General features: G+C 60.6%; 19 protein-coding genes and 1 pseudogene. 8 read left to right on the top strand and 12 right to left on the bottom strand.

The genetic code is table 11. The features are described 5' to 3' along the window. The first annotated feature begins 4 nt into the window (after positions 1-4). From ACMUJL_RS05455 to ACMUJL_RS05440, 4 genes are all read left to right on the top strand, one after another. Complete coding sequence (locus ACMUJL_RS05455; RefSeq protein ID WP_416914165.1) at positions 5-151, top strand: hypothetical protein; 147 nt, start codon at positions 5-7, stop codon at positions 149-151. 120 nt (positions 152-271) lie between these two features. Further along, positions 272-1,336, top strand: coding sequence for a hypothetical protein (locus ACMUJL_RS05450; RefSeq protein ID WP_416914164.1), 1,065 nt, complete (start codon positions 272-274; stop codon positions 1,334-1,336). A gap of 192 nt (positions 1,337-1,528) precedes the next feature. After that, on the top strand, positions 1,529-2,203 hold the full coding sequence (locus ACMUJL_RS05445; protein ID WP_416914163.1) for a hypothetical protein: 675 nt from the start codon (positions 1,529-1,531) through the stop codon (positions 2,201-2,203). Positions 2,204-2,218: 15 nt separating this feature from the next. Beyond that, positions 2,219-4,456 (top strand): class I SAM-dependent methyltransferase, encoded by a 2,238-nt coding sequence (locus ACMUJL_RS05440; protein ID WP_375569882.1) that lies wholly within the window; start codon positions 2,219-2,221, stop codon positions 4,454-4,456. Between the two features lie 40 nt (positions 4,457-4,496). Here ACMUJL_RS05440 and ACMUJL_RS05435 read toward each other — a convergent pair whose 3' ends face one another. From ACMUJL_RS05435 to ACMUJL_RS05415, 5 genes are all read right to left on the bottom strand, one after another. Further along, on the bottom strand, positions 4,497-5,411 hold the full coding sequence (locus ACMUJL_RS05435; protein ID WP_375569884.1) for a glycosyltransferase: 915 nt from the start codon (positions 5,409-5,411) through the stop codon (positions 4,497-4,499). A 105-nt stretch (positions 5,412-5,516) separates the two neighbouring features. Then, a complete protein-coding gene (locus ACMUJL_RS05430; RefSeq protein WP_375569886.1) occupies positions 5,517-6,446 on the bottom strand; it encodes a glycosyltransferase in 930 nt (309 codons plus the stop codon). A gap of 631 nt (positions 6,447-7,077) precedes the next feature. Then, positions 7,078-7,329 (bottom strand): transposase, encoded by a 252-nt coding sequence (locus ACMUJL_RS05425; protein WP_416914162.1) that lies wholly within the window; start codon positions 7,327-7,329, stop codon positions 7,078-7,080. 255 nt (positions 7,330-7,584) lie between these two features. Then, positions 7,585-8,883: a hypothetical protein gene (locus tag ACMUJL_RS05420; protein WP_375569888.1), complete on the bottom strand. Its 1,299-nt coding sequence runs from the start codon at positions 8,881-8,883 to the stop codon at positions 7,585-7,587. Positions 8,884-9,169: 286 nt separating this feature from the next. Next, on the bottom strand, positions 9,170-9,988 hold the full coding sequence (locus tag ACMUJL_RS05415) for an ABC transporter permease (RefSeq protein WP_375569890.1): 819 nt from the start codon (positions 9,986-9,988) through the stop codon (positions 9,170-9,172). Positions 9,989-10,076: 88 nt separating this feature from the next. Between ACMUJL_RS05415 and ACMUJL_RS05410 the strand changes: the two genes are divergently transcribed. Both ACMUJL_RS05410 and ACMUJL_RS05405 read left to right on the top strand, forming a co-directional pair. Next, positions 10,077-11,270, top strand: coding sequence for a sugar transporter (locus tag ACMUJL_RS05410; protein WP_375569892.1), 1,194 nt, complete (start codon positions 10,077-10,079; stop codon positions 11,268-11,270). 16 nt (positions 11,271-11,286) lie between these two features. Further along, complete coding sequence (locus tag ACMUJL_RS05405; RefSeq protein ID WP_375569894.1) at positions 11,287-11,949, top strand: ABC transporter ATP-binding protein; 663 nt, start codon at positions 11,287-11,289, stop codon at positions 11,947-11,949. Between the two features lie 97 nt (positions 11,950-12,046). On the opposite strand, the pseudogene ACMUJL_RS05400 reads toward ACMUJL_RS05405, so the two are convergent. The 5 genes and pseudogenes from ACMUJL_RS05400 to ACMUJL_RS05380 all read right to left on the bottom strand — a co-directional run. Continuing rightward, positions 12,047-12,266, bottom strand: a pseudogene (locus tag ACMUJL_RS05400) (transposase domain-containing protein); the annotation flags it as partial. Then, on the bottom strand, positions 12,245-12,934 hold the full coding sequence (locus tag ACMUJL_RS05395; protein ID WP_375569896.1) for a sugar transferase: 690 nt from the start codon (positions 12,932-12,934) through the stop codon (positions 12,245-12,247). The pseudogene ACMUJL_RS05400 and the gene ACMUJL_RS05395, both read right to left, overlap by 22 nt. A 60-nt stretch (positions 12,935-12,994) precedes the next feature. Then, positions 12,995-13,870, bottom strand: coding sequence for a hypothetical protein (locus tag ACMUJL_RS05390; RefSeq protein ID WP_375569898.1), 876 nt, complete (start codon positions 13,868-13,870; stop codon positions 12,995-12,997). Beyond that, a complete protein-coding gene (locus tag ACMUJL_RS05385) occupies positions 13,870-14,262 on the bottom strand; it encodes a DUF6950 family protein (protein WP_375569900.1) in 393 nt (130 codons plus the stop codon). Before ACMUJL_RS05385 ends, ACMUJL_RS05390 begins: the two co-directional genes overlap by 1 nt. Beyond that, positions 14,262-14,873: a hypothetical protein gene (locus ACMUJL_RS05380; protein WP_375569902.1), complete on the bottom strand. Its 612-nt coding sequence runs from the start codon at positions 14,871-14,873 to the stop codon at positions 14,262-14,264. The genes ACMUJL_RS05385 and ACMUJL_RS05380 overlap by 1 nt, the downstream gene beginning before the upstream one ends. An 11-nt stretch (positions 14,874-14,884) precedes the next feature. Here ACMUJL_RS05380 and ACMUJL_RS05375 point away from each other — a divergent pair, with 11 nt between their 5' ends. Continuing rightward, positions 14,885-15,220, top strand: a complete 336-nt coding sequence (locus ACMUJL_RS05375; RefSeq protein ID WP_416914161.1) for a type II toxin-antitoxin system Phd/YefM family antitoxin — start codon at positions 14,885-14,887, stop codon at positions 15,218-15,220. Next, positions 15,220-15,648, top strand: a complete 429-nt coding sequence (locus ACMUJL_RS05370) for a type II toxin-antitoxin system VapC family toxin (protein ID WP_375569906.1) — start codon at positions 15,220-15,222, stop codon at positions 15,646-15,648. Before ACMUJL_RS05375 ends, ACMUJL_RS05370 begins: the two co-directional genes overlap by 1 nt. A gap of 36 nt (positions 15,649-15,684) precedes the next feature. Here ACMUJL_RS05370 and ACMUJL_RS05365 read toward each other — a convergent pair whose 3' ends face one another. Beyond that, on the bottom strand, positions 15,685-16,338 hold the full coding sequence (locus ACMUJL_RS05365) for a hypothetical protein (protein WP_375569908.1): 654 nt from the start codon (positions 16,336-16,338) through the stop codon (positions 15,685-15,687). Then, positions 16,338-18,803, bottom strand: coding sequence for a phage tail tape measure C-terminal domain-containing protein (locus ACMUJL_RS05360; RefSeq protein WP_416914160.1), 2,466 nt, complete (start codon positions 18,801-18,803; stop codon positions 16,338-16,340). The genes ACMUJL_RS05365 and ACMUJL_RS05360 overlap by 1 nt, the downstream gene beginning before the upstream one ends. Positions 18,804-18,812: the final 9 nt, after the last annotated feature.

Below are 18,812 nucleotides of genomic sequence, written 5' to 3'. Positions count from 1 at the left end.
CGGAATGGGGCTGGTCTGGGCCACACCGGGGATGCGCAACAAGGCGGCCACGATCTGGCAACTGGCGCTTGCGGCGCGGCGCTCACGCTACCGGGTGCAGGCTGCCAGCGCCGCGCCGGAGGATGTGGCAGCCGATACATGGGCAGATTAAAGCATCCTCCGCTTTGTCAGCCGCAACATCAATGTCCGCATCGACCGAACTGCGGTCCCGCGCGTATGGTTTGTGCTGCCCGAACTGAATGCGAGTGTCATCTTCGGTGGCTATATCGCTGTGTTTGAATGCATGCGCTATGTGCAGTCGCTGGGGATCGAAACTGGCATCATCTCGCTGCAACCTCCGTCGCCGCCAGCGCAATTGCTTGAAGAGTTCAAGGCTAATCCGGTCGCCCATGCCGTGCTGGAGAAATCGCAGCTGCAAAAAATCGGTGTGTCGAGTACGGTCGCTCTGGGCGCGGGCGACATGCTGGTGTCCTATAACTGGACCGCCTCGCTGGTGGCGGCGCGCATGGCGCGGTTTCTCGATGATCCAGCCTACTACTATTTCGCGCAGGAAGACGAGCGGATCTTCTATTCCAACGACTCCTATCGCTTCCTGTGTGAAAGCGTGTTCCACAGCACACCCCGGCCCCGGCTGATCTGCAACTCGTCCAAGCTGCGCGCGCATTTCCTCAGCGAAGGGTTGATCGGTGAGGAAACGGTCGTGAGCGTGTTCGAGCAGGGTATTCAGCACTTCGACCTGCCATTGGAGCAGGAGTTGGCTAACCGCAGCCCGCGCAAATTCGCCTTCTACGGGCGCCCCGAGGCCCATGCCAAGCGCAACCTGATGACGGTCGCGATGCTGGCACTCGCGAAGGCAAAGCGCGACGGGGCCTTCAATGCCGAGCCGTGGGAGTTCTACATGCTCGGCTCGCAGAAGATGGGCTCCTCTTTCGAGTTGGAAGGGATGACCATCAAGGCGGTGCCCAACCAGTCCTACGAGAATTACCGCCGCACGCTGACAGGCTTTGATGCAGGCATGTGCCTGATGTATGCCCCCCACCCGTCAGTGCCGCCTTTCGAGATGGTGCGCTCGGGTATGGTGACCGTGGTCAACACCAACCGCGCCCGCTCTGATGACTGGTATCGCGAGGTTTCGGCCAATTTCGAGCCAGGCTTCCCCAGTGTCGACGGTCTGGCTGCCGCCATCGTCCGGGCGACAGCGCGTGTGGGCGATGTGGCGTCACGGCGCGCAGCGGCCAGCACCTATCACCCGGCCGACTGGAGCGCGAGCTTTGCGCATCTGCCTGCAGAATTGGGGCACAGGATATTCGAGACCGGTACGGAGGAGCAGTTGTGATGAGTGAATCGCCGCAAGAACTCGGACATTTGTATTCCCTACTTTCCTTCCTATAAAAAATGGTCATGAACTCACCACGGCATGTGACGTGGAAAGAGGATTAAACCCATCTCAAGCCCGAATTGGTTTCGCAAGTCACCGCCGCAGTTGTCGCGAATTAGATTGACTGACGGAAAAAACGAAAGGAACGCGATGCTTCTCTCCATCCATATCCCGAAAACGGCCGGGACGAATTTTACCAAGACTCTCCAAATCATTTACAGCGCCCGCATCCACGAGGATTACGGGACAGAAATGGACCTGACGACCGTCAGGACACCCGACCCTCTGCTAGTGGCCGATCCAGTCGCATTTGGGGAGAAATTCAGTGTAATTCATGGGCATTATCACTTCCTAAAGTACCGTGATGTCTTTCCAAAGGCCGCAACGCTTGCGACCATGCGCCATCCTGTTACGCGCATGGTGTCGCAGTACCGCCACATCGCGCTGCATGGTGATCCTTCGATCCCTCAGCATCGCAATGTTATGGAAGGACGATGGGACTTGATGGAATTGGTAAGGCGCGCGAAATATGCCACCAACGCCATGAGCTATTTTCTCGAAGGTCTAAGCATCGACGACCTGACCCATGCCATCATTCAGGAGCATTTTTCCGCCACCGTTGAGCGCTTCTGTGCCGCAGTCGGTTTCGACCCGAAAGATGCGCGTATCAAGAGGCTTGTGGCTAAGCCCATTAACTCGCGCGAGAACAGTGACTGGGACAGCAAGGCAATCCCGATTGACCCTGACTGTTTTCCGATGATTGAAAAGCACTGCCAGCGGGATCTGGATCTCTACAACCGTGCGCTTGAGCGCTTTGTGACCTGACACAAGGAAAACGACATGCTGCTGCCGCCGAAATCCGCTCTCGACTTCATCCCCGCTTATCGCAGCACACAGACCCCATGGCAGGGGCTGACCCCACTTGCGTCCTGGCTGATTACGGATCTCGGACCGCGGCGGATGGTGGAACTGGGCTCTTACCGGGGCGACAGTTTCTTCGCCTTTCTCGAGGCGGCACAGGGGGATGCGCGGGTTCAGGAGCTTGTGGCCATCGACAGCTGGATCGGTGATCAGCAAACGGGCAGCTATGAGACGAGCGTCTACGACCAGTTCCGCCGCGAGCTTAGCGCCCGGGCCGACCCGCGCGCGCGAGCACTCAAAAGTCTGTTCATCGAGGCCGTGGGCGGCTTCGCTGATGGCTCGATCGATTTGCTGCATATCGACGGAGCGCATGATTATGCCTCGGTGCGTGAGGATTTCACGACATGGCTGCCGAAAATGGCGCCTGACGGGGTGGTGCTGTTTCACGACACCATGGTGCGCGAGAGGGATTTTGGCGTCTGGAAGCTCTGGGCAGAACTTGAAGCTGACTATCCGGACCGGACGTTCAATTTTGAGCATTCCAATGGGCTAGGGGTGCTGTGCCTCGGCGAGAGTGAAGACGGGGCGATCCGTGCGCTCGGGCGGCTGGGTGCTGTCGAGGCAGGCATCGTGCGCGATGCGATGCGTCTGGTGGGCGAGCGCATCACGGATCTGACGGTGTTCGAAAGCCAGCTAATCCTGCGCAACGGTGGCGAGATTGCACTTGATCATGAATTTGCACGCGACGATGCGCGCGCGGCGATGCTGGCCCTGATGCAGATCGAGCAAGGGCAGGGGGGCGCTGAACTTGTCGAGATGCTGGACGCGCGGATCGAAAGACTGCTGCGCGATCAGTCAGGGGATATTTTTGCCGCACTCAAGCCGAGGCTGATCGAGGAAAGCACATCACTGCGTGCGGCACTTGAAGCGCGTCAGGATGAGAAGGAAGCGGCCTTGCACGCGGAGATACGCGGGGCAGTGGAGGCGCGGATCGTGGCGCTTCTGGAGGATCAGTCGGGGGATATTTTTGCCGCACTCAAGCCGAGGCTGATCGAGGAAAGCACATCACTGCGTGCGGCACTTGAAGCGCGTCAGGATGAGAAGGAAGCGGCCTTGCACGCGGAGATACGCGGGGCAGTGGAGGCGCGGATCGTGGCGCTTCTGGAGGATCAGTCGGGGGATATTTTTGCCGCACTCAAGCCGAGGCTGATCGAGGAAAGCACATCACTGCGTGCGGCACTTGAAGCGCGTCAGGATGAGAAGGAAGCGGCCTTGCACGCGGAGATACGCGGGGCAGTGGAGGCGCGGATCGTGGCGCTTCTGGAGGATCAGTCAGGGGATATTTTTGCCGCACTCAAGCCGAGGCTGATCGAGGAAAGCACATCACTGCGTGCGGCACTTGAAGCGCGTCAGGATGAGAAGGAAGCGGCCTTGCACGCGGAGATACGCGGGGCAGTGGAGGCGCGGATCGTGGCGCTTCTGGAGGATCAGTCAGGGGATATTTTTGCCGCACTCAAGCCGAGGCTGATCGAGGAAAGCACATCACTGCGTGCGGCACTTGAAGCGCGTCAGGATGAGAAGGAAGCGGCCTTGCACGCGGAGATACGCGGGGCAGTGGAGGCGCGGATCGTGGCGCTTCTGGAGGATCAGTCAGGGGATATTTTTGCCGCACTCAAGCCGAGGCTGATCGAGGAAAGCACATCACTGCGTGCGGCACTTGAAGCGCGTCAGGATGAGAAGGAAGCGGCCTTGCACGCGGAGATACGCGGGGCAGTGGAGGCGCGGATCGTGGCGCTTCTGGAGGATCAGTCAGGGGATATTTTTGCCGCACTCAAGCCGAGGCTGATCGAGGAAAGCACATCACTGCGTGCGGCACTTGAAGCGCGTCAGGATGAGAAGGAAGCGGCCTTGCACGCGGAGATACGCGGGGCAGTGGAGGCGCGGATCGTGGCGCTTCTGGAGGATCAGTCAGGGGATATTTTTGCCGCACTCAAGCCGAGGCTGATCGAGGAAAGCACATCACTGCGTGCGGCACTTGAAGCCCAGATCGTGTCACTGCGCGCGCATGCCGAGGTCAAGAACGAGGCGCAGGATGACGCCATTTTCGGGCTGGATGCGAAGGTTGAGGCGCATGAGGCGGCCATTCAGGAACTGGCCGAGTATCTGCGTCAGGTCCTGCAGCACCCGCTGATGCGCTCTTCTATGACGGAGAAATAGCGCCTCTGCGCGCGCTTGACCGGCACTGCAGCCCCGCGCGCTAGATCCGCCCGGCTAGGGCTGCCAGCCAGAGTGCGACAGTGCCGGTGCGGGTCTGGTGGCGCGGGCGCAACTGGTGCAGCGCCGTGAGCCTCTGCCAGGGTGTGCGCGCTGCGCGCAGGTGGTGGAAGGCAACAAGGGCTGTTCGGGCCTCGGGGGTGAGCAGCGTTGCGCAGCAGCCTAGTGCCGCACTGTTGCGCGCCGACCAGACGTTGCGCTCGCCGCCCAAGGCTGCAATCAGTCGGCGCAAAGCCGCACGCGGCCCGGCATTGACGCCGATGACGTTGCTGCTGTGCTGGCGGTAGAGCAGGCCAGGCGTAGGGACTTGCCGCATTGTGCCACCCGCGCCCGTGACTATTTGATAGGCCCACCAGTCATGAGAAACCGGCCAATGCCCTGCGGCCACGACGCGCTGTGCCGCAGTGATCAGCAGGCGCGTGGCCGCGGGATTGGCCAGCATCGTGTTGCCCTGCACGATATTCTGCACAAGCGCGTTGCGAAAGCTGGCCGCGCCTCTCCAGCCACCCGCCAGCCGTCGCCCTGTCAGATCATATCTCACGCTCCAGACCGGGCCTGCGGCGAGGGCAGGGCGGTTCAGTCCGGTAAGTGCCTGCAATCCATCGGACAGGCGCTGTGGCATCCAGACGTCATCCTGATCGGCGAAGGCCAGCCATTGGGGCCGCGCCGGGTCCAGACGGGTCAGGGCGGTAATGAAATTGGCGACAAACCCTAACGCAGGCCCCGCAACGATGCGCATCTGACCCTCTGGGCGCTTGGCCGCGAAACGCTGTAGCACAGCGCGTGAGCCATCCCGTGAGCCATCGTCACTGGCTAGCAATTCCCAGTCAGGGTGAGTCTGGGCGCCAAGACTGTCGAGCATCGCGGGTAGATAGACTGCGCCATCATAGACGGCCATCACAATCGTGACGCGCGCATCTGGTCCAGTGTTATCGGATGTCGGGCGTCGCGAGGACATGCGGGTCTTGGTGCTCCCTGGAATGGCTGCGCAGAGGGCTCAGAGCTATATGCGGCCCATGGCGGCGGAGAGATAGAGCAGCACTGTCTCGTGGCGGCTTTGGCGATGGATATCGAAGGCCCGCATCAGGCCGATGCGCTGCAGGGCGCCCGCCCGGGGCCAGTTTTGCGTGAGGGTTTCGGCCTCGCGTGTCAGCGGTAAGGCTTTGGCCAGCGCCAGCGCCTGCAGGTTCTGCGCGATCCAGCCCTGCAATGCGCCACGCAGCACAGCGTTCATCCTGCCCGCCCGCGCCCGCGCCGAGCCGCGTTGGCCCATGACATTCCCGCCATGCTGACGGTAGTCGAGCACGATTTCTGAGTCCACCAGTGCGCGCCCGCCCGTGGCCATCATCAGCAAGTAAATCCACCAGTCGTGAAAGGGTACATTCTGCGGCCCAGCTGCGCGCACCTGCGCAAGCGCCGCGGCATTGAGCGTAAGCGTATGTCCAGAAATGATATTCTGCACCAGCGCATTGCCCAAAGATGGGCCACGCGTCCAGACTGGTGAGTCCCAGAGCGGGCGCTGACGGGCATCTGTGATGCGGTAGCGCGCCGACCAGACACAGGGCACTGGACCTGCACTCTGCAGTGCCGACACCGCGCGCTCAAGCTTGTGGGGGTGCCAGACATCATCCTGATCCGACAGCGCCACGATCCCCGACGGCAGCGCGTCGTGACACAGCAGATGTATGAAATTCGCGGCACTGCCCTTGCCCGGCCCCTCCAGCACAGCCACCAGCTTGCCAGGGTTGCGCGCGTCAAATGCGCGCAGAATATCGCGGGTGGCATCGCTTGATCCGTCATCGCTGACCCAGAGCTGCCAATATAGATGGCTTTGCGCCAGAAAGCTTTCGAGCTGCGCCTCTATCCAGCGGGCGCCGTTATAGGTGCTCATCAGTATCTGGACCGGGGCATGTTCGGGCAGCGTCTCGGGCATGATGCTTATGGAGCAGAATCTCTTGGGACGGGGACTGGTTCCGGGCAGGCGAGGCTCAGGCCTCACCCTTCCCTTGCTACAGCAGGGGCCGTATTGCAATCCCGCTAGTGCCGCGCGTAGCGCTTTCGCATCTGAGCGCACTTGTGCCTTTCATCCTTGCCCAAATTTTTCGGGGTGAATTTGGCGAAGCCAAAGAGGGCGCCGCGCGCTCTTTTCACTATTTCCGCACCGCTATTGCTGCATGTGAACGTATCAGCGTATCAATCAGTCCTTTAATTGCGTGTCTTTGTCAAGCTTGGTTCTCTGTTCGTCCCGGGGTCATGGTCCTTTTCGAGGGCATAGCCTCATGTTGATGTGCGGGCCGAGTGCCTCAACGTATGCAACGCACGTGCCAATCGGGCCTGCAGCTGATTGAACGCCGTCACTGCGACCACCGTCCCGGCGGGACATCACAGGTCTGGCGTCAGGCCTGCAATCTCAGGGTCGGATCAGGTGGAAGCCATTCTGGTATCTCTTTTCCCCATTCCAAGACTATGCCGTCCATCCAAATGCAGTGGAGGATCACGGCAAGCTTCCAAGCTACCGCGACCTCTGCTTTTCTCATGTTGTTGCGCTTTGCAAGGCGGAGACCCTATGCCTTCAATGGGCACCACCGCTTGGTCCGATGCAACAGGATACTGGCTACCTCGAACAAATAGTTCCTTAGCAAACGGTCGCCCCATCGCGACACTCGGCCGTACGTATCGCTTGCGCCTGACTGCTTTCGACGTGGGGTCAGACCGAGATAGGTTCCGACCGTTGCTGCGTTTTGGAACCGGGTGGGATCGTCGATCGTGTGGCGGAAGGTGAGCGCCGTCACAACGCCGATTCCTAGCACCGTCACCAGTCTTTGGATGGTATCGTCTTTGCCCGGGCAAGTTGGCGCACCCGCAACTCGCCACAGACATGTTCGTAGACAGAGATCAACGGCCGCAGCACTGGCAAAAGTAGATGCCCCTCGCCCGACATATCCTCCACACGGTGCCGGATCTGTGCTGCGATTGATCAAAGGAAGGGACGGCACCAACCCTAACGATCAAGATACGGAATGATCCGTTATGGTCGGTCCGATAAAAAAGATATACGGTATTACGATCTGCTACAGAATCTTGGCATAATACTCTGCTTCACGCCCGACCTCAAAGCGCGTCAGCAACCGGTGGAGCACCTGCCGTGCGCGCAAATGCTGGCCTGCCCGGATCAGGATGCGGATATGGGTCAGCAGTCCCATCTCACTTTCAGGCAACAGCGAGAGTTGTCCGACGCCCAGCTTCCCCTCGTCCACGAGTTTCGAGACCCGCGCGAGCTGACCTCGATGAAAGAACTGACCTGACAGAACCGACCGCAACGCGCCCCTTTGCTCGGTCTCTACCAGAAGCGGCGCAAGCAATGACACGCTTTCAGCAAAAGCAAGGGATCTTTCTTCAATGACCTGCATGAAGGCGCGCGCGGGCTTACCTGCCGCGATCTCATATGCCCCGGCAAAAAACGCGCCAAGCGCCGCAACCCTTGGTGGGACAGTTGTTCGCGGCTGCAGGACGGGATGCGTCGCAACGCTTTGATCATGCATCAGAAGCAGGCTGATCAAGGTGCTTCCCGGAATTGCAATACTTGGAAAGTGCAAGAACCGCTCTGGCAGTTCGGAAATCACACAATCAGGCTGCACAAGCTCCACCAAGACGGGATCGACCGTTGTGCCATAGCAGAAAACCACTTCTTCGAAGTCTGAGGCATAGGCAGGCGTGAGCCGCGTTGAAAAGGAGGTGCCAAAAGCAAGGCAGCGCCCCTGTCCCGCTGGATTATACGTCACCATGACATTACCATGATTCAAGATCATGCTAGCAAAGACAATGCTATAGGATTGCGTGCCGCGCGACAAACGCATGCGTTCTTTCGCGATCACTATTTGCATCTCATTTGTCGAAAGATCACCTACCTCTGCGTCATAGGACGGTTCATAGGCCAGTTGCATGGGATGGTAACGCCCGATGCGTTCACGCAGCGCCTTGTAGCAGGCAAGGGCTGCAGGCTCCGTCCAATGGGAATCGCGCCCGGTGTAGACGGCACCAATATCGCGCTTGAAGGCCAGCATGTCATCGAGCGCATAATGATAGCCATCCGCCATATGGACCAGCGCCTTGCGCACAGGTCGCTCCTCGCTGATGCGAATGCCATCGGGCAGGTGTTCGGGATACGCGCAATGCGCTTCGGGCACGATGATGCCCAGAAACGGCACTTTCAGACCTGCGATAATTTCGCGATTGTGCGCATGGATGCTCAGGGCGGAGGCGCGTACAGGTTCTTCTCCGGTCAGATGACCAAGCAAGTTGTTCGAATCCCGGCCATTCAGGAACAGAAACCCGTCTTTCCCCATCATCGCTTTGTCCGAAATTGTCATGGCTGTCTCTGGCTAAATGGAGGCTTTGCACCCGTGTGTATTGTCCTCTATCATCGCGATACAGGATGAATAAGCGAAAAGCAGCAACAGACGAAAGGGCAAGCTGTGTGTCTGCCGCTCTAACACAGCAATTTATCTTCACCACTCATATCGCTACGAGGCCGCCACCCACATTATGATCAGTGGCCAAGACAGCCCTGTGCGCATGAAGGGCCCCTTAATGGAGCGCACGCCCTTACGCTCATTTTGCGCAGTTCAACAGACATACTACTGACTGGCTCCGTGCTCAGCGATAGAGCAGATCGCGATGAAATTGCCGCATCAGCAGCAGGCCAAGCACCATCGGAATGAAGGAGCAGGTTAGCACATAGATGACGGAAATATGCGTCGGCTTGTAGATCGGGTAGAAGCCGTCGCGCATGATCCCCGTCACATGGATCATCGGATTAAACCACAGGATATTCTGGGCCATAGCAGGCATGTCGTCATACAGAAAGATGACGCCCGAGATAAGCATCAGCGGCGCGGTCATAATGGCCCAGACATTCTGCCAGACCGGCAGGCGCATGAAGAGAAAACAGTTCAAACACCCGACGCCGAGGCCTAGAAACGCGGTCAGCGCAACAGCAAGCATGATCCGCGGCCAGTCCAGCACAGTTCGAATGTCCTCGAACAGGATGATGCCGGCTAGAATGATGAGCATCACGACGATTGTGACTAGTGTGTTCAGTAGGTAGCGGGCCACTAGCGCATCGAGCCATGTGACCCGCGGAAACATCAGAAGTGTCTTGGAATAGGCCATGGATTGCCCTACGCTGGTGCTCGTGGTCAGAAAAAGCTGTAGGATCAGAAAGCCGGTTCCCATGAACAGCATAAAGCTCGTGCCCAGGACCGGAGAGCGGGCGAGCAGCGAGAATCCGACACCCAACATGATGACCATGCCCAGAGGTTGTACCAATGCCCATGCATATCCCCCTGGCTGTCGACCGTAACGGGTGCCCATCTCGCGCAAGATCAGCGCGCCAATGCACCGCAGGCTTTGCAGCGCAATGCTCTCTTTCTTGCGCAGATGCGCAATATCGGGGTTTTCAGGCGTGGCGGGCATGAGGTATCGCGATGCTGGTCAACAAGATTGCAGTATGTAAGAACACTCGAAAGTTTCAATAGCCAAAAAATGGACCGGACCTAGAGACGTGAACACGCAGAACAACTCAGTCGGTCCCGTAGCCGCGCGGGAGGTCCTGACCGATCTGGCCGGGCGCACGGCCAGCAAGGCCGTGATACAGCCGCGCCACAGACGGCTTATTGCGACGCTGGTGCTCATGGTCGGACTGCCGGTGATCGTTGTCACAGTCTATCTGCTGGCCTTCGCCCGGCCGCAATATGCATCGGATTCCGGTTTTGTGGTGCGGCAGGAAGAAGGAACATCGGCAAGCGCCATGCTCGGCGGGCTGACCCAGATGCTTGGAGCGCAGACAGTCGGCAATTCGGATCTTGTGTTCGAATTCATCCAAAGTCAGGGGCTGGTTAGAGGTGTGCAGCGCGAACTGGACATCCTGGTCCATTATTCGGAAAGCTGGCCCTGGGACCCGTTCTATTCGGTTCGGCCGGATGCAACGATCGAGGAACTTGTCCGCTTCTGGCGCCGGATGGTCCGGATAACCTACGACAAGTCTTCCGGTATGATCATGATCAAAGTGCGTGCGCGCACGCCCGAGAAGGCGCAGACCATCGCGAAAGAGATCATCGCGCAGAGCGAGGCGATGATCAACAAGCTCAACGAAACGGCGCGACGTGACAGCATGTCAAGCTCCTTGTCGGATCTGGAAAACGCCGCCATCGAATTGCGCAAAACCCGCGAGGCGCTAATCGAGTTTCAGGCGCGGACGCAGATCCTCGATCCGCAGGCCGATATACAGGGGCGCATGGGTGTCGTAGCCAATCTGCAGCAGCAGCTTGCACAGGCATTGGTGGATTATGACCTGGTGCTGCAATCGACGGGCAGCGGTGACCCGCGTGTGCGTCAGCTTGACCAGCGCATCGCCGTCATCAAGGATCGGATCGCGAAGGAGCGCAAGAACACAGCTGCGCTCAATGTCGCCGGTGAGAACACCAATTACCCGACATTGCTGTCGCAATACGAAGGGCTGCGAGTGGATGTGCAATTCGCCGAAGAAATCTACCGTGCTGCGCTCACAGCGCTTGCGCAGGCCCGCACTAATGCCGAACGCCAGCAAATCTATCTCGCGACCTTCATCGCACCGACCTTCGCCGATACTGCCGAATACCCGCGCAACTGGCTTCTGATCAGCCTGACGGCCTTTTTTGCGCTGATGGTCTGGTCGGTCTCGGCGCTAGTCTATTACAGCATGCGCGACCGGGGCTAATCCGGAGGGAAGGCGTGTGATCAAGCTGCAAAATCTCGGCAAGCAATTCTACATGGACGAAGGCACGCACACTGTGTTTTCCAACCTCAACTTTGTGCTGCCGCCGGGTCGGTCGTTGGGGCTTCTGGGGCGCAACGGGGCGGGAAAATCGACGCTTCTGTCCATCATTGCGGGCACGATGCAACCAACCACGGGCCGCGTGATCCGCCACGGCATGATTTCTTGGCCCATTGGCGGTGCCTCCAGCTTCCATCCCGAGATGACCGGGTTGCAGAACACTCGCTTTCTGGCGCGGGTCTATGGCGTTGACTGTGACTCGCTCGCAGCCTTCGTCGAAGAGTTCGCCGATATCGGCAAGCACTTCCACATGCCGCTGCGCACTTATTCAATGGGCATGCGATCCCGCCTAGCGTTCGGTGTCGCGATGGGCATTCCCTTTGACACCTACCTGATTGACGAGGTGACAGGGGCAGGCGACCAGTCATTCCGCGCCCGCAGCAGGGCGGTGTTTCAGGCGCGCATGGAAAACGCCAACGCCATTATGATCAGCCATAATATGTCGGAAATGCGCAGTTTCTGCAACAGTGGCCTGATCCTGCACAGGGGCGAGCTTGAATTCTACGAAGACATCGAAGAGGCGATTGTTCGCCATGAGGAACTACTCAAAATAGGATCATAAGTTCTCGGTGTGGTCTTGCCCCATTTTACCGAACACTCAACGGTTGCGTTTTGTAGCTACGGTGTGTTCGCGGGGTGAGCCGTAAGCGCTGTCCCGATCACACCGTGGCGTGGGAATTCCACGGGAGCAGATCGTCGATCTGGTTCTGTCTGTGGGCTTGGACGATGGCGGTGAGCGTTGCCGTAAGCCATGCGTGGTGATCGACGCCGTTCATTTTGAGGTTTCGATCACCCAGGCGATCACGGCCCAGTTTTCGGCCCTGGATCGTGGCCTGCGAAGAGGGCGTTCTTGCGGTTCAGGGCGATGGGGCTGATGGTTGTGAGTTCGGCTGAGTAAGCGTAACACTATGCTGCTTGCGCGGCAGCCTACGACCTTGCGCAAAGCCAAACAATCGCGCAGCAGTTAAAAAGACCAGCCAGACATCTAAGAGTAGACTTTGGTTGCGTTGGTAGATCAGATCCAAGCGCGCCTTTCGAGGGATACATGCACGGGCATAGATTGCATCAGTTTCTTCGGCGCTTTCGCATCGTGCGAGCAAATGCGCTTCATGACGGGCATAAACGAGGCTGGCGAGTCCCGTCACACCAGGACGGCTTTGCAGCACCTTTTGATAGATTTCGGGGAAGCGTTCGACATAGACGCGCAAGGGCGGGCGAGGTCCAACAAAGCTGATATCACCGCATAGGATGTTGAATATTTGTGGCAGCTCATCAAGCCGTCTTTTACGCAAGATTTGCCCCGTGGGCGTGATGCGTGCAGACTTGTCGCCACCAGTGACTCCGCTGTCTTCTGACGCTGTACGCATCGTACGCAACTTCCAGAGCAAAAAACTACGCGTGGGGCTTTGCATACGTTCGCTGCTATATAAGATCGGACGGCCTTCACGCAGCCAGACAACGAGTACAAGTGCAGCAAGAATGGGCAATAGAAATGGCGATAGAAGTATCACCAAAGTAAGATCTAGCAGGCGTTTCTGAGGCGTCATGCATCCCCCCTTCAAAACATGAATTGTGGACTGCCCCCATCGAGTGGTCCGGTTTGATTGTTAGTGCATGGTCGGTCTCTGGTCTATCGGGACGATTGTCAACGGCAGATCATCCGCTTGCACATCGCCGCCCCAGACCTCGCCTGTCGGCAGGCGGATGCCGCGCAGGATGTTGTAGATCATCACGGCGGGGTTGGCGGAGCGCGCCCAGGTGCCGGGGTTGGACCAGCGCTGCAAGCCGGCCCCACCCACGCTGCTGTCAAAGCGCGGATCGTAAAGCGGGATGCCGTCCAGCTCGAAGCGGACGGTGGGCAGATTGTTGAAGACCTCGCGATTGTAGCGAAAGGTCAGGATGGCATAGGCGGTGCCGTGGCCGACAAAGCTGCTGCTCCAAGGCCGGTCGGGGTAGTTCGCGTATTTGGCGACCAGCATCGGATCGGCGACGGTCTGGTTCCCGTCATAGAACTTGATCCAGGCGTGGTCGGTCCCGCCGATGCGCTGGTTCAGCAGGGGGAAGCCGTAATCGGGATGGGCCGTGGGGCCAAGCGTTGAATACCCGTCATTGAGAATGACGCGTGACAGGCCAATGCCCGGAAGATCGCTCAGTTCGATCACGTATGTGAGCAATCCGTTCGGCGTGCCTCCATCATCATGGCTCATGGGCGGGCAGACATGGTGGCCTGCGGTGGCCGTGCGCCCCAGGATGAACCCCTGTAGCTCCGTGCCGCCTGTGGTGGTGACCGCGGTCTGGATGCCACTTTGCTTGATCGTGGGTTTGGGCGTGAGCGCCCTTGCGATCAGCGAGATGCCCACTGAGATCGCGGTGTTCACAATCATCGAGGCGATGAAGGAGCTGGCCGCAAAGGCGGAGATGGCCGCGACGGTGCCGCTGATCGCGGCACCCATGGCGGCAATGGCAGCACCGACAGGAGGCATCAGGGGGTTCTCACGGCAAAGGCGCGGCGCATCGCGCTGCGGGGGATGAGCCCGAGGCCCCGAGGCTTCAGGCAGTAAATCATTTCTCCTGCGACGATCCCGAAGGCGTTATCATCGAGGACGGCGAGGTCGCCGATCTGGGCAAAGGCGGGCGCGATCTCGGGCAGATGAGCCGCCGCGAAATCCACATGGTCGGCGAAGCCAGCATCTTCGAGCAGCTGCTGGCCGCGCTTGAGGCTACGATATGTGCTGCGCCAGCCCTGGGCAAAGTCCTGGCCGGTGGCAAGCTTCACCCAGCCAGCGGCGAACAGCGCACAATCATGGCGGCCAGGGCGAAACGGCCGCGCCCCGGCTTCGGCGGCATAGGCGATGAGCAAGGACAGCCGGTCCATCAGGCGCGCTCCCGCTTCTCGCCCCACCAGACACCGACCTCGCCTGCGACATCCGCGTAGCTGCGAAACGGGTCGCTCGGGTTGCGGCGGCGCATCTCGGCGTTGGAGCGGGTGAGCGTCAGGGGGCGTGTAAGCCCCCGCGCGGCACTGGCCAGCGTTACCGTGGCCTCGCCGGTTCCGCCGACTTCGCCAGTCCGGATCTTCACCTCGTCCACCCAGCCGCGAAACACCCGGATCGGATCGGCGATCAACTGGCCGGTCTCGAGCGACAGAAGACCACGATGGACCTCGGCGGGCGCCAGGCGCGCATCATAGCCGCGCAGAAGCTGTGCGACCTCAGGCGTCAGAGGGCTGAGGGCGACCTGCAGCATCCGGACCTCGAGCCCGATGCCGGCGCGGATCGGTTCGACCCCGATCAGACCGCCGGCGCCGTAATAGGTGCGGTTGGTGCCATTGATCGCAATGGTCAGGTGATCATCGCCTTGCCACAGGCCGAGCGCCTCTGCTGCGCTGGTCGTCCGATTGCGGGCAATGACATGCACCATGTGGCGGCTGGCCACGCCGGTGCGGGCGGCCAGGTAGGCCGCGGAGGTCGGGTCGAGGATGCGCATGGGATTACCGAATGGTGTGGTTAGAGGCGCAGCCACTGTTGCAGGACTGCTCAAATTGTAGTAATGAACCTACATTACTCATGGAGGGTGCGATGGGTGTACACACAGTCTCGAGCCGAGAGCTCAATCAGGATGTTGGCCGGGCCAAACGCGCGGCTGAGGACGGCCCTGTTGTGATCACCGATCGTGGACGGCCATCGCATGTCTTGCTGAGCTGGGCAGAATACCGCCGCCTAAGCGGTGGTCCGCGCAACCTGGCGGAGGTTTTGGCGGCACCAGGTCTTTCGGACATTCCGTTCGAGCCCGAGAAATCTGGGCTGAAGGCCCGCGAGGTTGACTTCAGCTGATGTATCTTCTCGACACAAACGTGATCTCCGAGCTCAGAAAAGTTGGAGACGGTCGTGCTGATCCTGCTGTTGTGGCTTGGGTCAGCGGGGTTGATGCGGGCGAAATGTTCATCTCGGCTTTGACCTTGATGGAGTTGGAAATCGGTATCTTGCGTGTTGAGCGGCGAGATCCCGCGCAAGGTGCGCGGCTCCGAGCATGGGTCGAAACCCAGGTCTGTCCCGAGTTTGAAGATCGGACGCTCAGCATCGATGGTGCCATTGCCCGGCGTTGCGCTCGGCTGCATGTGCCCGACCCAAAATCCGAACGCGATGCGTTGATTGCCGCAACGGCATTGGAGCATGGCCTGAGAGTCGTCACCCGCAACATGGCGGATTTTGCAGCGACGGGGGTCTCCCTGATCAACCCGTGGCAGGACGTCGCCGGATAGTCCACCAGCGCAGACTTTGGCGTCGATTGCATTGCCTCACCTGAGCGTCTGGATGAAGTTGAAACTGGCGCCGCGGCTGAGCGCCTGACGGCCTGCTCCATAGGTGGGTTCTGGCAGGAGCCGTGCCTTGCAAGCCGGACGGATCAGGGACACCGTCAGCCCCGCCACGGCACCCGGCCGCAGGGTGGGGACGACTTCCATGAGAGGTGTCAGCCCGCCGCTTGAGGCCGTGCTCCCAACCACGATGCGGTGCAGCGCATATCGAACCGGGTTTGACCCATACTGGAACCCCAGCATGTCGCCCGCTGAGAGCACGTATCCTGAGGGCAAGCCGGTCAGCCGCAGTTCGCGCATGTTGCTGGCCACCGAATGGATCGTGACCGTTCGGCTGCCGAGAATGCTGCCACTCTGATCATTGGCCGGGCCAATCTGGCGCGGATCGGTGCATAGAAACGTCGCTCCCGGCTGATCCATCAGCGCGATCAGCGCTTCCATATGCGCATGGCGCGGGTGGTTGGCCTGTGCCAGCCGGATCGTCCCGGTCCAGAGCGACGCGCCGAGGCTCGCACTGATCACCGTGCCGTCGCCAAGACGGGTGTGTTCTTGCGGATGCGACAGCCGGAATGTCACCTCCTCGACGCGCAGCGCGCCAAGGAACTGGGCGTAGGAGAGCGGATAGGTCAGTGCCATTAGCCCCTCCGCCGTGGATCTTGGCTGACGCGTGCCAGCGTGCGCGGGGCCACCAGCCGATCATAATCCCGCAGGCTGCTCTGGGCGATCTCGACGGATTGCGCGCCGGCCTGTTCCATGATGCGGCCCACGAGCCCTTCGCCGAGTTCGATGCGGACGCGCGATGTGCTCGCCCCGTGACCACCATATTGCGCCACCTCACGGCGGTTCAGCACCCGCTCGCCACGTTGCAGGATGGTTGGCACCTCGTCTGGCCGCAGCCCGGCCCATCCCCCGCTATGCATGCGCGGAGCACCTGCAAAGGCCAGCGCTGGGACCTGCCGGGAATACCCAGAAATCCCCACCATGCCGCCCGCATGCGATACGGCCGCGGTGACGGTGCTCCCACCCCAGCCGCCAAAGGCGCTGGAGAGCGCGTTGGCGATCGGCCCGAGCACCGCATTACGAAACTGCAGCACGGCGAGATCCTCGAGGATCGAGGCCACCAGGCCTTTGAAGTTCAGCTTGCCGGTCCGGACAAAGTCGCGAAACGCGTTCTCCGCCCCTTGAAACGCACCGACCAGGGTCTCGCCGAGGCCCTTGCCCCAGTTCCCAGCCTCCTTGGCGTAATCGCTGAGCGATTTGTTCGCTGCTGCAAAGCCGGTGAGGAGCTTGTCCTGCGCTTCTTTGCCCTTGCCGCCCGCACCGCCAAGAGCTGCCCCCAAACGATGCGCAGAGGCGGTCGCTTCCTCCAGTGCCGCAGCCCCTTCGTCGCCCGTGCCGGCTAGGGCCGCGCGCAGCGCCTCCCAGGAAGTCAGCGGGGCTGTTGCACCAGCGGCGAGATCTGTGGCGGCTTGCCGATAGCTATTGGTGGTGGTCAAGGCCGCGGCGGCAATCCCGTCCAACCCCAGATCGGGCGCTGTCAGTGGATCATCCTCAAAGGCGCGCTGGAAGGCCTCGGCTGCGGCTGTGCCTGCATCCGCAGAAGCCCCGGCAAAAGGGTTCGGGATATCGCCGAGGCTGATCTCGCCAATCTCGCCGAAAGCTGTCTCAATGCCAACCGAGGCCAGTGCGTCACGGATCTTACCCGTAAACGCGTCAATCCGACGGATCGCGCCATTCAGCATGGCCTCGATCCCATCGAGCATGCGGTTGGCGGCCGAGAAGGCCAGATCACCAATCACATCCGGCAGGCGCGACCAGATCTCGCGCACGGCCAGCAGCGCGCCCTCAAAGGTATTGGCCGTGCTGTTGCCAAAGGCGACCACGCTCTCGATGGCCCCGGCCATGCCGGTCGCCGCATCTGCCTTCAAATCGTAGAACATGGCCGTGGCCGCAGCGCCTGCGGCAGCGGCGCCCATCTTCATCCGGTCCCAGACCTCGACCGCGACAGCCTTCAAAAGCCGCATGGCCTCACCAAAGCCGCCGGCGCCAGAGGCCAGTCGGGTGAACCAATAGACCAGCTCGCCCGCACCCACGATCAGCGCGCCGATGCCGGTGCGGATCAGGGCCCCGCGCAGAAACACCAGCGTCGTGGCCAGCCCGCGCACCGAGAGGGCGGCGGCGGCCATGGCGGCCACCCAGCGACCGGCCAGGAAGGTGGCGAAGGTGCCGGCATAGATGGCCAGCCGATCGAGATTGGCGAACACTGTATCGAAGGCCCGTGAGATCGGGCTCGTTGACGAAGCCAATGCGACAAAGGCATTGGCCATCGCTTCCAGCGACGGCGCCAGCGCCACGGCCACCTTATTGCGGAGGCCGGTGAAGACCTGGCCCATGCTGACCAGCGCTAGTTCCGAGCGCCGCATGGCGGCGATGGCGTCGCTGTCCAGCACGGCTCCGAGGCGCTGCGCCTGCTCGCCAAGACGGCCCATCTCGGCGCCACCGTTTGCTAGGAGCGGGATGAGACGCGTGGCATCCGAGGCCATAGCCTCGAGGTAGAAGGTCATCTCCTGGCTATTGACGCCTGCCTTCTCCAGGCTGGACACATAGAGTTGTAGCGCCTCAGGGCCCGAGAGCCGGGCGAATTGATCCGCTGTCACGCCAACACGCGGCGCGATGTTCTCGAAGAAATCTGCCATCGGCCCACCGCCCGTCTGCAGGAAATCCCCCACCCGGTCGTTCACGTCCTTCAGGATATCAGCAAGTTTCTCCTGCTCGATGCCCACGGTGCTCGAGGCCGCCGACCAGCGCTGGAACACCTCCGGCGCGGCATTGGCCACTTGGGCGAGCTGGCTGATCTCATTGGCGGCCGTCACCGTCGAGCGAGTCATCGACAGGGCCGCCCCCGCCAGCGCTGTGGCTGCCGCTGTTGCGGCAATCTGGGTACGGCGCGCAAAACTGGCCAGCCGGGCATTCGCAGCCTGCATCTCCTGCGACAGCCGCCCGAAACCACGGCTGCCGGCCTCGCCCACGCCTTCCAGTTCGGCGCGGACCTGCCGCCCGCCAGTGGCGGACAGGCGGACGGAGACTTGTTTGGTGGTCATCGGGCTTGG

The organism is Seohaeicola sp. (genome assembly GCF_048006315.1).
Classification (GTDB): Bacteria; Pseudomonadota; Alphaproteobacteria; order Rhodobacterales; family Rhodobacteraceae; genus Seohaeicola.
The sequence above is the reverse complement of the archived record's forward strand: the minus strand, read 5'-3'. Positions and strand labels throughout refer to the sequence as shown.

Coding starts and splice junctions, on each gene's coding strand:
- ACMUJL_RS05440 (WP_375569882.1), top strand. CDS start 2,219: ATGCTGCTGCCGCCGAAATCCGCTCTCGACTTCATCCCCGCTTATCGC.
- ACMUJL_RS05430 (WP_375569886.1), bottom strand. CDS start 6,446: ATGCCCGAGACGCTGCCCGAACATGCCCCGGTCCAGATACTGATGAGC.
- ACMUJL_RS05435 (WP_375569884.1), bottom strand. CDS start 5,411: ATGGCCGTCTATGATGGCGCAGTCTATCTACCCGCGATGCTCGACAGT.
- ACMUJL_RS05445 (WP_416914163.1), top strand. CDS start 1,529: ATGCTTCTCTCCATCCATATCCCGAAAACGGCCGGGACGAATTTTACC.
- ACMUJL_RS05455 (WP_416914165.1), top strand. CDS start 5: ATGGGGCTGGTCTGGGCCACACCGGGGATGCGCAACAAGGCGGCCACG.
- ACMUJL_RS05415 (WP_375569890.1), bottom strand. CDS start 9,988: ATGCCCGCCACGCCTGAAAACCCCGATATTGCGCATCTGCGCAAGAAA.
- ACMUJL_RS05420 (WP_375569888.1), bottom strand. CDS start 8,883: ATGACAATTTCGGACAAAGCGATGATGGGGAAAGACGGGTTTCTGTTC.
- ACMUJL_RS05375 (WP_416914161.1), top strand. CDS start 14,885: ATGGTGTGGTTAGAGGCGCAGCCACTGTTGCAGGACTGCTCAAATTGT.
- ACMUJL_RS05370 (WP_375569906.1), top strand. CDS start 15,220: ATGTATCTTCTCGACACAAACGTGATCTCCGAGCTCAGAAAAGTTGGA.
- ACMUJL_RS05365 (WP_375569908.1), bottom strand. CDS start 16,338: ATGGCACTGACCTATCCGCTCTCCTACGCCCAGTTCCTTGGCGCGCTG.
- ACMUJL_RS05395 (WP_375569896.1), bottom strand. CDS start 12,934: ATGACGCCTCAGAAACGCCTGCTAGATCTTACTTTGGTGATACTTCTA.
- ACMUJL_RS05385 (WP_375569900.1), bottom strand. CDS start 14,262: ATGGACCGGCTGTCCTTGCTCATCGCCTATGCCGCCGAAGCCGGGGCG.
- ACMUJL_RS05390 (WP_375569898.1), bottom strand. CDS start 13,870: ATGCCTCCTGTCGGTGCTGCCATTGCCGCCATGGGTGCCGCGATCAGC.
- ACMUJL_RS05380 (WP_375569902.1), bottom strand. CDS start 14,873: ATGCGCATCCTCGACCCGACCTCCGCGGCCTACCTGGCCGCCCGCACC.
- ACMUJL_RS05360 (WP_416914160.1), bottom strand. CDS start 18,803: ATGACCACCAAACAAGTCTCCGTCCGCCTGTCCGCCACTGGCGGGCGG.